The organism is Leptolyngbya sp. CCNP1308 (genome assembly GCF_034932455.1).
Lineage (GTDB): Bacteria > Cyanobacteriota > Cyanobacteriia > Phormidesmidales > Phormidesmidaceae > Nodosilinea.
The window spans coordinates 48,937-62,534 of sequence record NZ_JAYGIH010000006.1; the positions used below are offsets into that span (position 1 = coordinate 48,937).

The 13,598-nt window shown below is 60.6% G+C and carries 10 protein-coding genes and 1 pseudogene; 7 read left to right on the plus strand and 4 right to left on the minus strand.

Annotated elements, in window-relative coordinates; translation table 11 throughout:
• The first annotated feature begins 4 nt into the window (after positions 1–4).
• The 7 genes from VB780_RS04705 to VB780_RS04735 all read left to right on the plus strand — a co-directional run bounded on the left by VB780_RS04705 (position 5) and on the right by VB780_RS04735 (position 10,154).
• Positions 5–1,141: a low specificity L-threonine aldolase gene (locus tag VB780_RS04705; RefSeq protein ID WP_323349982.1), complete on the plus strand. Its 1,137-nt coding sequence runs from the start codon at positions 5–7 to the stop codon at positions 1,139–1,141.
• 272 nt (positions 1,142–1,413) lie between these two features.
• Positions 1,414–2,763 (plus strand): extracellular solute-binding protein, encoded by a 1,350-nt coding sequence (locus tag VB780_RS04710; protein WP_323349983.1) that lies wholly within the window; start codon positions 1,414–1,416, stop codon positions 2,761–2,763.
• Positions 2,760–5,672, plus strand: coding sequence for an EAL domain-containing protein (locus VB780_RS04715; protein WP_323349984.1), 2,913 nt, complete (start codon positions 2,760–2,762; stop codon positions 5,670–5,672). The genes VB780_RS04710 and VB780_RS04715 overlap by 4 nt, the downstream gene beginning before the upstream one ends.
• A 107-nt stretch (positions 5,673–5,779) precedes the next feature.
• Complete coding sequence (locus VB780_RS04720) at positions 5,780–6,856, plus strand: response regulator (protein ID WP_323349985.1); 1,077 nt, start codon at positions 5,780–5,782, stop codon at positions 6,854–6,856.
• An 11-nt stretch (positions 6,857–6,867) separates the two neighbouring features.
• The gene (locus VB780_RS04725; RefSeq protein WP_323349986.1) at positions 6,868–9,519 is read left to right on the plus strand and encodes a PAS domain S-box protein; all 2,652 of its coding nucleotides are present in this window, start codon (positions 6,868–6,870) and stop codon (positions 9,517–9,519) included.
• Positions 9,512–9,889 (plus strand): response regulator, encoded by a 378-nt coding sequence (locus VB780_RS04730; RefSeq protein WP_323349987.1) that lies wholly within the window; start codon positions 9,512–9,514, stop codon positions 9,887–9,889. The genes VB780_RS04725 and VB780_RS04730 overlap by 8 nt, the downstream gene beginning before the upstream one ends.
• Before the next feature lie 64 nt (positions 9,890–9,953).
• Positions 9,954–10,154, plus strand: coding sequence for a hypothetical protein (locus VB780_RS04735; RefSeq protein WP_323349988.1), 201 nt, complete (start codon positions 9,954–9,956; stop codon positions 10,152–10,154).
• Between the two features lie 43 nt (positions 10,155–10,197).
• Here the strand turns inward: VB780_RS04735 and VB780_RS31320 are convergent, their stop codons facing one another.
• From VB780_RS31320 to VB780_RS04750, 4 genes and pseudogenes are all read right to left on the minus strand, one after another.
• Entirely contained in the window at positions 10,198–11,025 is an 828-nt protein-coding gene (locus VB780_RS31320) for a thiazole synthase (protein WP_416349199.1), read from the minus strand.
• 147 nt (positions 11,026–11,172) lie between these two features.
• Positions 11,173–12,183, minus strand: a pseudogene (gene thiO, locus VB780_RS31325) (glycine oxidase ThiO); the annotation flags it as partial.
• Between the two features lie 114 nt (positions 12,184–12,297).
• Positions 12,298–12,780 (minus strand): hypothetical protein, encoded by a 483-nt coding sequence (locus VB780_RS04745; RefSeq protein ID WP_323349990.1) that lies wholly within the window; start codon positions 12,778–12,780, stop codon positions 12,298–12,300.
• Positions 12,781–12,875: 95 nt separating this feature from the next.
• The gene (locus tag VB780_RS04750; RefSeq protein ID WP_323349991.1) at positions 12,876–13,448 is read right to left on the minus strand and encodes a hypothetical protein; all 573 of its coding nucleotides are present in this window, start codon (positions 13,446–13,448) and stop codon (positions 12,876–12,878) included.
• Positions 13,449–13,598: the final 150 nt, after the last annotated feature.

Below are 13,598 nucleotides of genomic sequence, written 5' to 3' on the forward strand. Positions count from 1 at the left end.
CCTCATGCTGTCCACCCAACCCCTCACCTTCCTCACCGCCTCACCCCCCGCGCTATCCTCAAAACACTCCTACCCCGCCCCCACTATGCTCACCGCCCCACCGCCTACCCGTCCCCTTCAGTTCGCCAGCGACAACTACTCCGGCATGTGCCCCGAAGCCCTGGACTATCTGCTGCGGGCCAACCAGGGAGATGTACCCGCCTACGGCGACGACGAATGGACCCAAAAGGCGGCAGACAAGTTTCGGGAAATCTTTGAGACCGACTGCGAGGTCTTTTTTGTCTTCAACGGCACGGCGGCCAACTCCCTCACCCTGGCAGCGCTGTGCCAGTCATACCACAGCGTCATTTGCCACGAGCTGGCCCATGTCGAAACCGACGAGTGCGGCGCGCCCGAGTTTGCCAGCAACGGCTCTAAGCTGCTGCTGGCCAAGGGCGACAACGGCAAGCTCGACCCTGCCGATGTAGAACGCCTGATTTCTAAGCGCACCGACATCCACTACCCCAAACCCAAGGTAATTAGCCTCACCCAGGCGACCGAGGTGGGCACCCTCTACAGCACCGACGAGCTAGCGGCCCTCAGCGACCTAGCGCGCCACCATGGGCTGAAGCTGCACATGGATGGGGCGCGCTTTGCCAACGCCCTGGTGGCCTCCGGCAAAACCCCGGCAGAGCTAACCTGGCAGGCCGGCATTGATGTGCTGTGCTGCTGCGGCACCAAAAACGGCATGGGCATTGGGGAAGCGATTCTCTTCTTTGACCGCGCCCTGGCCGAAGACTTTGCCTACCGCTGCAAGCAGGCGGGGCAGCTGTGCTCAAAGATGCGCTTTATTTCGGCCCCCTGGCTAGGGCTGCTAGAGACCGGTGCCTGGCTGCGCAACGCCGACCACGCCAACCGCATGGCCGCCTATCTAGAACAGCAGCTGCGACAAATTCCCCAGCTGAAAATTCTGTTTCCCCGCCAGGCCAACGGGGTGTTTGTGCAAATGCCCCAGGCGTTGACCGAGAATTTGTACCGCCGAGGGTGGAAGTTTTACACCTTTATTGGCAGTGAAGGGGCTCGGCTAATGTGTGCCTGGAACACGACCACCGCCGCGATCGATGCGCTGGTAGAGGATATCAAATACGCCTTGGCCCAGTAGAGCTGTGAGGGCTAGACAGGCAGGGATGCTTTCAGGCATGCATCAAGCGCCATAATGCGCCAGCGGAATTTTCTAGTTTGCTGAAAACCGACAATGTCACAGAACCTTTAAAACAATCGCTGACCCATTGGGGGCATTCTTAAGGAAACGCTGGTCAGTTTTCCACTGGTCAGCGATCCTGATGAATTGTCACTATGATACCAAAGCCATTTTCTGCCTCGACGGGGGGCTTTAGGCGACGTCGATTTATGCAACTTGCGGTGGCGTCGGGGATGTTGACGAGCTTGACCACCAGCTGCCGTCGATTGGCCCGTTCCCCTACCCGGGAGGCTGCGATCGATTTCGGCCAGAAGTTTGACTGGCGACGGTTTGCGGGGGATGAGATTGGACTACTGCTGGATGACCATCCCTGGACCAGCGGCATTCAGCCTTACTTGCCAGAATTTGAGGCCTTGACTGGCATCACCTTGAAGCCTCGCATGGTGGCGGAACCGGCGTACTTTGCCGAGATGGAAGCCATCCTGCGGGCTGACCCTGTGCAGGCGGATGCCTTTTTCTTGCCGATGGATTCTACGGCCTACCGTCTGTGGGGAGATGATCTGCTGCTACCGCTAACGCCGTTGCTGAACAACCCGACGCTAACGACGGCTAGCTACAACCTGTTTGATTTCCCCGAAGGATTTCGGCTGGCGGCTATGTATCCGCCCAACCGCAGCAGTCAGCAGCTATTTGGCATTCCCGCTACCTTTGAAGCGTATATTTTGTTCTATAACAAGCGCCTGGTGAATCAATTTTTGGCGGGTCGGGTGCCCCAAACCATGGCCGAGTTGGTGCAGGCTGCTACCCAGATTAACGAGAGCGGCCAGGCGTTGGGAGCAGTGATGCGCGGGGTTAAATCTGACGCCATTATCGATACGGTATCGGGGATTATGCTCAACGGTTGGGGGGCTGAGCCAACCCCGCTGCCCTTTAACCTGTGGTTCGACGGCGACTGGCAAAAGCCCTGCATGAATGCTCCTCGGGTTGTCGAGGGGCTGACCACATATGCCCGGCTGATGCAGGCGGGGCCAGCCAATATCAAACAGATGGACTGGCCAGAGGCCACCCAGCTATTTCAGGCGGGGAAAGCGGCGTTTTACATTGATGCCAGTCTGTTTGGGCCTGACTTTGAGCAGGGGGACACCTCTGCGATCGCCGGTCAGGTGGGCTATACCGTGCTGCCTCGGGTTCACCAACAGAGCCTGACGGGCCACTGGCTGTGGGGGCTTGGCATTCCCCGGCGGTCTAGCCAGCCCCAGGCCGCCTGGCTGTTTATTCAATGGGCCACCAGCCAGGCGGTAGAGGCTAAAATTGCCGTTGCCACGGGTGGGGCTCCCCGGTTTTCGAGCTGGTTGACGCCGTCGGTTTACACCGAGGCGATTAACTTCGACTATGCCCTGGCGGTGCAAACCGCGATGCAAACCTCGCGCCCGACTGCGGTGCTGCACCCCAAATGGAACCAGGTAGCCCTGGCGATCGCGGCAACCATTCACCAAATCTATGACGGGGCACAGCCTGCCCTGGCCGCCGACCAGCTCCAGACCACCGTGAAGCAGCTGATGGCGGGCGAGGGGTCGCCATGATCAACCGTTTGCGGTGGTTTAAAACCATTCGGGCCCAGCTGATGTTGGGGTTTGGCACCATTTTGCTGCTGCACGGCATCAGCGCGGCCATTGGCTACGGCAGTTTGCAACGGCTGCGGCACCGCAGCCAGACCACCCTCGACAACGCCGCCCAGCTGCGGGAGCTGAGCTTAGAGCTAAAAACCAATTTTTTGCTGGCGCGGCAGGCTGAGGAGGCCTATTTTGATACCTGGCAAGAGGGAAATATTGGCCTTGATGCCCAGGGGCATGTAGAAACAAACCGGGCCTATTTGGCCCAGGCCCGCCAGCATTTAGCCGATCTGAGGGCATTAGAAGCTCAAAATCCTGAGCTGGCTGAAGAATTTGCCCGGCTGGACTCGCTGTTTAACAACTACGAATCGGCCTTTGAAACCACCACTCGCCGCAATGCGGAGGATAGCCTGAACCACGAGGTTCACCAGCAGCTGGAGGATTTGCTCGCCGCCTTACCCGACAGCCAGCGCTCAGAGACTACGACCCTACGGATGCTGGTGTGGCAGACGATGGCTCAGCAGCAGACCTACCTCAACACTCAAGACTCCGCCTATCTCGACGATCTGCAATCGGGTCTAGACCAGCTGTCTGCCACCCTGAAGCAGCTGCCAGCTGGGGCATTAGACCCTGAGGCCCAGGCGCTGATGCAAACCTACCGCATCTCCCTCAGTGCCCTGCTGTTTCTCGATCAGCAGGTGCAGGTCAACCGCATCATTGCGGCCAATATCAATCGAGACATTAACAAGATTATTCAAACCGTGAGCGATCGCTCGGCCGCCCGCTCCACTGCGGCCCGACTTGAACTAGCCAACACTGCTAACCAGAGCAGCGCCGCCCTGCTGGCCACGGCCCTAACTGCCTTGGCCCTGGCGATCTGGGCCAGCGTTTTGCTGGGTCGGCGGATTATGACCCCCCTCACGCTGATGGCGATCGCCGCCGATCGCATTGCCCAGCAAGACCTGAGCCAGCCCCTGGCGATCGCAGGAGACAACGAATTTACGGCGGTGGCCCAGGCCTTTAACCATATGGTGAGCCAGCTGCGGCAAACCTTAGAAACCTTAGAGCAGCGGGTCGAACAGCGTACCGAGGCCCTGGCCACTGCCAATCAAGCGCTGCAAGATCAGACCCACTCCTTAGAAGTTGCCCTTGAAAAACTGCGCCACAGCGAGGCTAACTATCGCCTGCTGGTAAGCCATCTCCACGCGGGGGTAATCGTCTACGCTCCCGATACCAGTATTGTGATGTGTAACCAGATGGCGGCTCAGCTCTTGGGGCTACCGATGGAGGCCATGGAGGGCCAGCGAATCGTCCACCACCCCTGCCCCATTGTGGATGAAACTGGAGTGGCGTTAACGGCCGAGCACCATCCAGCGGCTCAGGTGATTGCGAGCCAAAGTCCGCTACAAAACTATGTGCTGGGCGTTTGTCACCCCCAAAACCAAGACTGCACCTGGGTCTTAGTCAACGCATTTCCCACCTTTGACGATGCCCAGGGGCTGACCCAGGTGGTGGTGACCTTTATCGATATTAGCGATCGCAAATTAGCCGAAGAAGAACTGCGCCACCAGGCCCTGCACGATGCCCTCACCGGCCTGCCCAACCGCACCCTGTTCACCGAGCGCCTCGATCAGGCGGTGCAGCGGGTCAAGCGCTACCCAGACCAGCTGTTTGCCGTTTTATTTATCGACCTAGACCGCTTCAAGGTGATCAACGACAGTTTGGGGCATCTGGTGGGCGATCAGCTGCTGGTGCAAATTGCCCACATTCTGCAACGCCACGTCAGGGCTAGCGATACCGTGGCCCGCCTGGGGGGCGATGAGTTTGTCATTCTGCTAGAGCAAATTTCTGGCCTGCACGAGGCTATCCAGGTGGTGGAGCGCATTCAGGGAGACATCAAAGCGCCGTTTACGCTGATGGGCCACACGGTCTTTACCTCCGCTAGCCTGGGCATTGCCCTATCTAGCCCCACCTACAACCGGGGCGAAGACCTGCTGCGAGATGCCGACAACGCCATGTATCGGGCCAAGGCTAGGGGGCAGGCGGCTGGCTACGAAGTTTTTAACCCGGCCATGCACGCCAGCGCGATCGAGCTGTTTGAGCTAGAAACCCATCTGCGCCAGGCCCTAGAGCGCCAAGACTTCATTCTCTACTATCAACCGATCGCCAGCCTGGCCACTCGGCAGCTGCTGGGGTTTGAGGCCCTGGTGCGGTGGGTGCATCCCCAGCGCGGGCTGATTGCCCCCGGCGAATTTATTCCCCTTGCCGAGGAGATGGGGCTGATTATTCCCCTCAGCGATTGGATTTTTGAGACCGCCTGCCGCCAGATGGCCGATTGGTGTCATCGGTTTCCGGTGGCCAAGGGGCTGACGATGAATGTGAATGTGGCGGCGGCGCATTTTGAACAGCCTGACTTTCTTGAGCAGATCAAGGCCATTCTGGAACGGACATCGCTGCCAGCGATTAATTTAGGTCTAGAGGTGACGGAAAGGCTGCTGTTGCTGAATGTAAAGGGCGTGCTATCGACGCTGTCGCACCTTCAGGCCCAGGGCATTGACATCAAAATTGATGACTTTGGCACCGGCTATTCATCCCTCAGCTATCTCAAGCAATTTCCGATCAATACCCTGAAGATTGACCAATCGTTTGTCGAAAATATTGACGTTGACCACGATGATGTCAGCATTGTCAAAGCCATCATTCAGATTGCCAAATCGTTGGGCATGACGGTGATCGCCGAAGGGGTCGAAACCGAATTTCAGATCGGTCTACTAGAGCAGTTGGGCTGTGACGCGTTTCAGGGCTACTGGATTGCGCCGCCGCTGCCCCCTGACCAGGTCGAAACATTCATCCAGCAGCATAGCCATAGACCGGTCTAAACGGTTGCCATTGTCGACGAGGGGATTGTAGCCTGCGAGCGACCGGAGTATGGTAGATGGCAAGATAACATCTCTCTTTAGATATATTTTGCTGATGCCCCCTTGTAATGAAAATACTGCTGCTAGAGGATGATCCGTCCACCAGTGACTTTCTGGCTGATACTCTGGCGACCCATCGCTACGCCGTCGATGCGATCGCCGACGGTGCTACCGGCCTCGATCTAGCCAGCTGCTGGCCCTACGATCTGCTGATTGTCGACTGGATGCTGCCCACCCTAGACGGGCTCGAAGTGTGTCGTCGCCTGCGGGCCCAGGGCAGCCGCACCCCCATTCTGATGCTGACGAGCAGGGCGGCCAGCGCCGACATTGTCGCCGGGCTAGACGCTGGGGCCGATGACTACCTGGCTAAATCCTGCGATGCGGCGCAGCTGCTGGCGCGGGTGCGGGCACTGCTGCGCCGCAGCAGCGCTGCCGCGCCGATCCTGAGCTGGGGTGAGCTGCGCCTCGACCCGGCCCTGACCCAGGTGACCTACCGCCACCAGCCCATTGCCTGTAGACCCAAAGAATACGAATTACTAGAGCTATTTTTGCGCCACCCCCAGCGGATGCTGACCCGCAGCGCCATTATCGATCATCTGTGGCCCATGGCCGACACCCCGGTCGAAGGCTCGGTCACAAACTTGATCAAAGACCTGCGCCAGCGGCTGAAGGCGGCGGGTCTGGTGGCCAGCCCCATTGAGACAGTCTACGGGCTGGGCTATCGGCTCAAGACCGTTCCCCAAGACGAGCCTGAGGCTTCCCCGGCCCACGAGGCTCGCCCGCCCACGCCCCGCCTGGACAAGGTGATGCAGCAGGCCACCCAGCGGTTTCGAGCTACCCTTGAGCAGCGGCTGGAGGTCTTAGACAGGGCCATGGAGGCGCTTGAATCTGGCAGCTTCAGCCTTGAACAGCGGCAGTTGGCCATCACCGAAGCCCACCGCCTGGCCGGAGGGCTGGGGCTGTTTGGCTATACTCAGGCATCGGCGGTGGCGGAGACGATTGAGCTGCTGCTGCGCTCTGCGCCCCACCACCAGCTGCGGCCCCAGCTGACTAACCGACTGGAGCTGCTGAAGCGATCGCTGCTGCTTGCGGCTGGGGACGAGACGGTATCGCCTAGCTATGAAAGCCCCGGAGCAATGCCCTAGACCCCTAGACCATGTATGCGATCCTAGCGGTCTGCTCACCCTATGCGCCTGCCCCGACTGAGTCCCCTGCCTCCCCCTCTACCGCTGCACTGGGTGCTAACGGTGCCGCTGGGGTGTTTACGCTGGTGGCAATGGTGGTGGTGGGCTACTTGTCGGCTGGGCAGTGGCCCGATCGGGTGGGCCAATTTTTGCTGCTGTCGCTGCTCACCCTGGCCGGGGCGATCGCCCTTGGGGCCTTGCTTACCCAGGGACTACTGGCCCGCCTGCGGCTGTTTGCCCGGGTCAGCGGCGAGCTGGCGGCGGGCAATTTGGCCCAGCGGTTACCCACCAACAGCCGCATTAGCGAATTTAACCACCTGGCGCGCTCCTTCAACCAGATGGCCGACCAGCTGCAGCAGTCGTTTCAGCGCATGCAGACCACCCTGACCGAGTCAGAGACTAAGTTCACCACCATTTTTCGCACCAGCCCTGACCCCATGGCCATTGCCACTCGGGCCGAGGGCCGTCTGCTCGATGTCAACCACAGTCTGCTGGAGTTTTTTGGCTACGCCCGAGACGAAATGGTGGGGCGCACGGCCATCGAGCTCAACCTGTGGGCCGACCTGAGCCAGCGCCATCGCTACCGAGCCCTACTGGAGCAGCAGGGCCGGGTGCGCAACCTAGAAATTCAAATCAGTACGAAGGCGGGCGAGGTTAAAACCGTGCTGCTCTCTGCCGAGGCCCAGGCCTTGGATGGCCAGGACTGCCTGATTGTCACCCATCGGGACATCACCGATCGCCATCGGGCCGAAGCCGCCCTGCGCGAAAGTCAGCAGCAGCTGGCTCTGGCCCAGCGGGTAGCCCAGGTGGGCTACTGGGAATTTGACGTCGCCAGCCGGGGGATCGCCTGGTCGGAGATGACCTTTCGCAACTGGGGGCTGGAGCCAGCCTCGGCCGCCCCTACCTACGACGAGCTGCTGCAAAAGCTGCCAACCGAGGATCGCGATCGCCTCACCCAGCGCCTAGAAATCGCCATTGCCGAGGGCCTTGCCTATCAGGTAGACCTGCGCCCGATCCATCCCGATGGCTCAGTTCACTACCTCGACGCCCGAGGGGAGCCGGTCTTCGACGACCAGGGGCGGGTGGTCAAGCTGGTGGGCGTCTCGATGGATATCACCGATCGCAAACAGGTAGAGTTGGCCCTGCAGGAGAGCGAAACCCGCTTTCGGCAGCTGGCCGAGGCGGTACAGGAGGGCTTTTTTGTCTACGATACCGAGACGGCCCACTATGCCTACGTCAATTCGGCCTACTGGGAAATTCGAGGCATAGACCCCGTTGCTGCCCCCGGCCCCGACAGCGAAGCCCAATGGATCGCCTGCATTCACCCCGACGATCGCGATCGCATCATCGCCGCCCTAGAACGAGAACGGCGGGGCGAAAACTTTGATCAGGAGTATCGCTACATCACCCCCGGGGGCGACCTGCGCTGGCTGCGGTCAAAGGCATTTCCGCTGTTTAACGAGGCGGGCCAGGTAGTGCGGGTGGTCGGCACCGTAGAAAATATCACCGAGAGCAAGCGCACCGAAGCAGCGCTGCGCCATAGCGAAGCCCGCTTTCGCAGCGCCTTTGACGACGCCCCCTACGGCATTTCGCTGGTGTCAACCTCCGGGCAGTTTGTGCTGGCCAACGCCTACTACTGCACCCTGCTGGGCTACACCGAGGCCGAGCTGCTGGCGCTGACCTTCAAAGACATCACCCATCCCGACGACTGGGTCGAGGATTGGGCCGGGTTTCAGCGCATGATGAGCGGCGCAGCCCGCACCTACCAGATGGAAAAGCGCTATCTCACCAAGCAGGGAGAGTCGATTCCAGTGGTAGTCAATGCCGCCGTCATTCACGACTCGGCAGGCATCCCCCTCTATTCAGTGGGCCACGTGCAGGATATTCGCGATCGCCTGGCCATCGACCGCATGAAAGATGAGTTCATCTCCGTGGTCAGCCACGAGTTGCGCACCCCGATTACCGCCATTCAGGGGGCGCTGGCGCTGCTTGGGGCTGGGGTCTACGCCAATCGCCCCGAGAAGGCCCGCCGCATGCTCGACATTGCCATTACCAACAGCGATCGCCTGGTGCGCCTAGTCGATGACATTCTCAGCTTTGAGCGCCTCGAATCGGGCAAAGTGCAGCTCGAAAAAGAGGTCTGTCAGGTGGCCACCCTGATGTACCAGGCCATCGACAGCGTTCAGCCCCTGGCCGATCGCTCCGGCATTACCCTTGTCCTTGTGCCGCTAAATCTGACGCTTTGGGCCGCCCCCGACGGCCTCATTCAGGTGCTGACTAACCTGCTCAGCAACGCCATCAAGTTTTCGCGCCCGGGGGGGACGGTGTGGGTTAAGGCCAGCACCGAGGCTGTTGATGCCGCGGCATCAACAGCCTCGGTGCTGTTTACAGTGCAAGACCACGGCCGCGGCATTCCCGCCGAAAAACTGGAGGTGATTTTCGATCAGTTTCAGCAGGTGGATGTCTCGGACTCGCGGCAGCGCGGCGGCACAGGGCTGGGCTTGGCAATCTGCAAGCGGATTGTGCAGCAGCACCAGGGCCGGATTTGGGCCGAGAGCCAGCTGGGTCAAGGCAGCACTTTTTTTGTGCAGATGCCCCTCCTTCCGGAGCCCAGCCATGACTAAGCGGGTGCTGGTGATTGACGATGAAGAGGATATCCGCGCCATTGTGCAGGCGGCGCTGGAGGAGCTGGCGGGTTGGCAAACCTTTGGGGCAACCTCTGGAACCGAAGGGTTGCAGCTAGTCCAGGGAAAGGCAATTGATGTTATTTTGCTGGATATTTCTCTGCCCGATATGGATGGCTTTGAGATCTATGAAAAGCTGCAAAACCATCCCGCCACCCAGGCAATTCCTGTGATTGTGCTCACCTCTAAGGTGCTGGCGCGCGATCGCGCCCGCTTTGCCGCCCTCCAGGTGACGGGCCTCATTACCAAACCCTTTAATCCCCTCACCTTGGCCCAGCAGATTGCCGCCTTGCTTAACTGGAGCCTGTAGTGTTCGCCACCAGCGGTATCGAACGGTTACAACTGGTACATTACCTTTGCCAAGGGTCTGCCCTATGTCGTCACCCGCTCAGCCTGGCTGCCCTATTACCGATCTTGTTAGCCAGCTTATTCAGGCCCGCATCATCACCCAAGCGCAGTACCAGGAGTTAACGACTCTGGTACTGGCCGATGGCACCGTCGATGAAAGCGAGCGCAAGCAGGTCAATCGCCTGTTCGATGCGATTCAGCTGGGACGGGTGAAGATTGTGGACTAACGGTAACTGTAGGTCGGCAAAATTTGCCGACCTACAGTTACCGCTACTCCGTCACCCGCCCCGTCAGCGGCGAACTGGCACTCGCTACCCCCTGCACCGGAATCCGCCCAGCGCGGTAGGCCAGGCGACCGGCCACGGTGGCTAGACCCATAGCGCGACCCATGGCGATCGGGTTGGCGGCTTTGGCGATCGCGGTGTTGATCAGCAGCGCATCGGCCCCCATTTCCATGGCTTCGGCGGCTTCGCTGGGGGTGCCAATCCCGGCATCCACCACCACCGGAATGTTGGCCGTTTCGATAATGATTTGAATGTTGGCGGCGTTGCGAATGCCTTGACCCGAGCCAATGGGCGACCCCAGGGGCATGACGGTGGCGCAGCCCGCCTCTTCTAGGCGCTTGGCCAGCAGCGGGTCGGCGTTGATGTAGGGCAGCACCGCAAAGCCTTCTTTCACAAGCTGTTCAGCGGCTTCTAGGGTGCCAATTGGGTCGGGCAGCAGGTACTTAGCGTCGGGGATGACTTCGAGCTTGACGAAGTTGTTGTCTTCCTGACCCAGCAGTTTGGCCATTTCGCGGCCCAGGCGAGCTACGCGAATGGCCTCCTCGGCGGTTTTGCAGCCCGCCGTGTTGGGCAGCATCCAAATTTTTGACCAGTCGAGGGCTTCGCCTAGTCCCTGGTGGCCAGGGGCGTTGGTCTGCACCCGCCGCACCGCCACGGTGACAATGTCGCAGCCGCTGGCGGCAATGCTCTGGCGCATCACCTCAAAATCGTCGTACTTGCCGGTGCCGGTCATCAGCCGCGACGAAAAGGTGCGTCCAGCGATGGTTAGGGGGGTGTCAGTTGGGTCGCTGGCGAAGGAAAGGTTCGTTCCCAGGGGAGCGGGGGTCGCCGGGGCAGCATCGGTAAAGGTCATAGCCTGAGGGGTAGGAGAAACAGCGGGAAGGTGGGGAGGCGTTGGCGAGGCGGTGTGGAAGCGCTGCCAGGAGAAGGCATCTAGGCGAGGCTCAGGCTTGCCCAGCACCGCCTGGGCTACCAGCTGGGCGGTAACGGGGGCGAGCAAAATACCGTTGCGATAGTGGCCGGTGGCCAGGGTGAGGTTGGCGGCGGGGCCGGGGCCGAGGATGGGCCACTCGTCGGGGGTGGCCGGGCGGTACCCCCACCAGGTTTCTTCGAGGGTGAAGTCGGCCAGCATGGGCAGCAGGGCGATCGCATTGCCCATCAGCTGATGCACCCCGCCCGCCGTGTTGTGGGGCGCAAAGCCCACCTCCTGGCTGGTGGCCCCCAGCACAATACGGCCATCTCGGCGGGGCACAATGTAGGTGTCTTCGCCAAACAGCACCCGCTGCAAGGGCTGGGGGGTGCCGTAGCCGGGGGGCACCCGCAGGCTCGCCATTTCGCCCTTTTTGGGAAACACCGGCAGGGGCAGCAGCTCGTGGGCCCAGGCCCCAGTGGCCAGCACGACATGACCGGCGCTAAAGTCCCCCGCCTCGGCGGTGCAAACCCGCTCAACGCGCCCCTGATACTGGCGTAGGGCGATCGCCCCAGTGCCCTCGTGCAGGGTCACCCCCAGGTCAATCACCGCCGATCGCAGCGCCTGCACCAGTAAACGGTTATCCACCTGGCCCTCGTCGGGGTACCAAAACGCTCCCTGCACATCAGAACTGAGGCCCGGCTGGCAATAGCTTAACGTTGCAGCATCCAACCAGCCCTCGATGGGTAGCGCTGGAGCCGTGCGGCGCGGAGCCAAAATGCCGCAGGGCCAGTAGCCCACCGACTGTCCGGTGAGCGATTCCAGTTTGCTCACCCAGCTGGGATACAGCGCCAGACTGGCGAGGGAGAGATCGAGCATTGGCCCCGGCGGCAGCCCTTCGGCGCAGGGAGCTAGCATGCCCGCAGCGGCATGGCTGGCCGCCTGCTGAAAATCGCGGCTGAGTACGGTAACGGCGGCCCCCTGCTGCCGCAGCTCTAGGGCGATTGCCAAGCCAATAACCCCGCCGCCCACCACCAGGACGTCGATTCCCTGATTTGCCATGCCGTTCAACTCAAGTGCTCAGCCTTTATTTTAGGCCACCAGTCGGCCACCGCAGGGGGCGATGCCGCGCCTCTGGTGCGAGGGAAGTGCGAGGAAAGTGTGAGAGAAGACCCTCTACCACAGAGCTGGAATCGAGTCTAAGTCGGGGTCAGGGGCCGGACGCTCGACCACACCGGGCTGCACCAGGCCCGGCTGAATGGGCGCAATGTCGCCGCCCGTAGTTGGATACGTAGTCGCCGCCCCGGTGCGCGGAATCACGTTGCCGGGGGCGGCGGTGACACCGTTGGTTCCGGCTGTGCCCGTCGCCGTACCCGTATTGGAGGGAGAGATCGTCGTACGACCGCTGCCCTGATCGATAAAGGTGCTGTCTCCCGTAGCCGCAATGCCGTTATTGGTACCCACCTCGCTCTGGCGCTGCACTAGGCGACCGGCCTGTTCGAGGGGCAGCGTGCCCAGGTCACTGACGTCCTGAGCGGTGGTATTTTGCTGGCTAGCGAGCGGCGCTTCCTGGGAGCGATCGCCGAGGATCCGGTTGAGCCCGCCCATCAGCATTAACACCAACGCCGCTAGAATGCCGCCAATCATAAAGCGATTCATAGCCTTCCTCACCCATACTTACGCTCTATCATCGCGCAGATCTTCCCCGTTGAGGCAGGCAAGGCCGTTGTTTGCCTGGTTTTGGCCTGGCACCGCTAGATCGACTGAAGAATTACGACCTCAAGCTTGAGATCGTCAAAGTCGTCGAGGGAGTTTTGATCTTCGAAGGCGACCTCATAGCGGTTGCCGTTGGCGTAGCGAGTGCGCTTGACCTTGACCCCAAAGGCATCGCGCCAGGGGCTGCCGGCGGTCAGCCGATTGTCGCCGTCAAAATAGTAGGTAAACACATCCGCCTCCGACCCAAAGCGAAACCAGCGGGTGGCATTATTGTTGGTGATTTCTTCCTTTAACTCAGACTCAGGCGGCAGCTGGTTCATGGGGCGCGGGCCAGCATTTTCTTGGTAGACCCGCATCCGCTGACGAAACAGGGCATCGCCGCCGTAGACGCGGTACCACACCTGGTGAGGGGTGGCGGTGTTGGTGGTATAAACCGAGTAGGCGCTGGCGGTGGGCATGCTAATGACCTCGTACTCTCGCACTAGGGCACCCAGGTATGGGGACGATCCAGTGCTCTGCTGGGCCGGGGCGCTCGACCCCAAAGGCCAGACTAAGAGCACCGCTACCGCGATCGCCAAAGACAAGTAATAAACTATGCTGCGCCGTTTCATGCTCTTAGCCACCCGAAGGAATTTGCCCAAAGAGTACCCCAGATGGTTTAGCCGAGAACACAAACAACCAGATCAAGACGGTCAGCGTTTTGGTTTAGCTCAACTGCGCTGCCCTCTGCGACTGTGCGATCGTGAGTCACCCAGGCGGTA

Coding starts and splice junctions, on each gene's coding strand:
- VB780_RS04705 (WP_323349982.1), top strand. CDS start 5: ATGCTGTCCACCCAACCCCTCACCTTCCTCACCGCCTCACCCCCCGCG.
- VB780_RS04725 (WP_323349986.1), top strand. CDS start 6,868: ATGTATGCGATCCTAGCGGTCTGCTCACCCTATGCGCCTGCCCCGACT.
- VB780_RS04745 (WP_323349990.1), bottom strand. CDS start 12,780: ATGAATCGCTTTATGATTGGCGGCATTCTAGCGGCGTTGGTGTTAATG.
- VB780_RS04720 (WP_323349985.1), top strand. CDS start 5,780: ATGAAAATACTGCTGCTAGAGGATGATCCGTCCACCAGTGACTTTCTG.
- VB780_RS04735 (WP_323349988.1), top strand. CDS start 9,954: ATGTCGTCACCCGCTCAGCCTGGCTGCCCTATTACCGATCTTGTTAGC.
- VB780_RS04730 (WP_323349987.1), top strand. CDS start 9,512: ATGACTAAGCGGGTGCTGGTGATTGACGATGAAGAGGATATCCGCGCC.
- VB780_RS04710 (WP_323349983.1), top strand. CDS start 1,414: ATGTTGACGAGCTTGACCACCAGCTGCCGTCGATTGGCCCGTTCCCCT.
- VB780_RS04750 (WP_323349991.1), bottom strand. CDS start 13,448: ATGAAACGGCGCAGCATAGTTTATTACTTGTCTTTGGCGATCGCGGTA.
- VB780_RS04715 (WP_323349984.1), top strand. CDS start 2,760: ATGATCAACCGTTTGCGGTGGTTTAAAACCATTCGGGCCCAGCTGATG.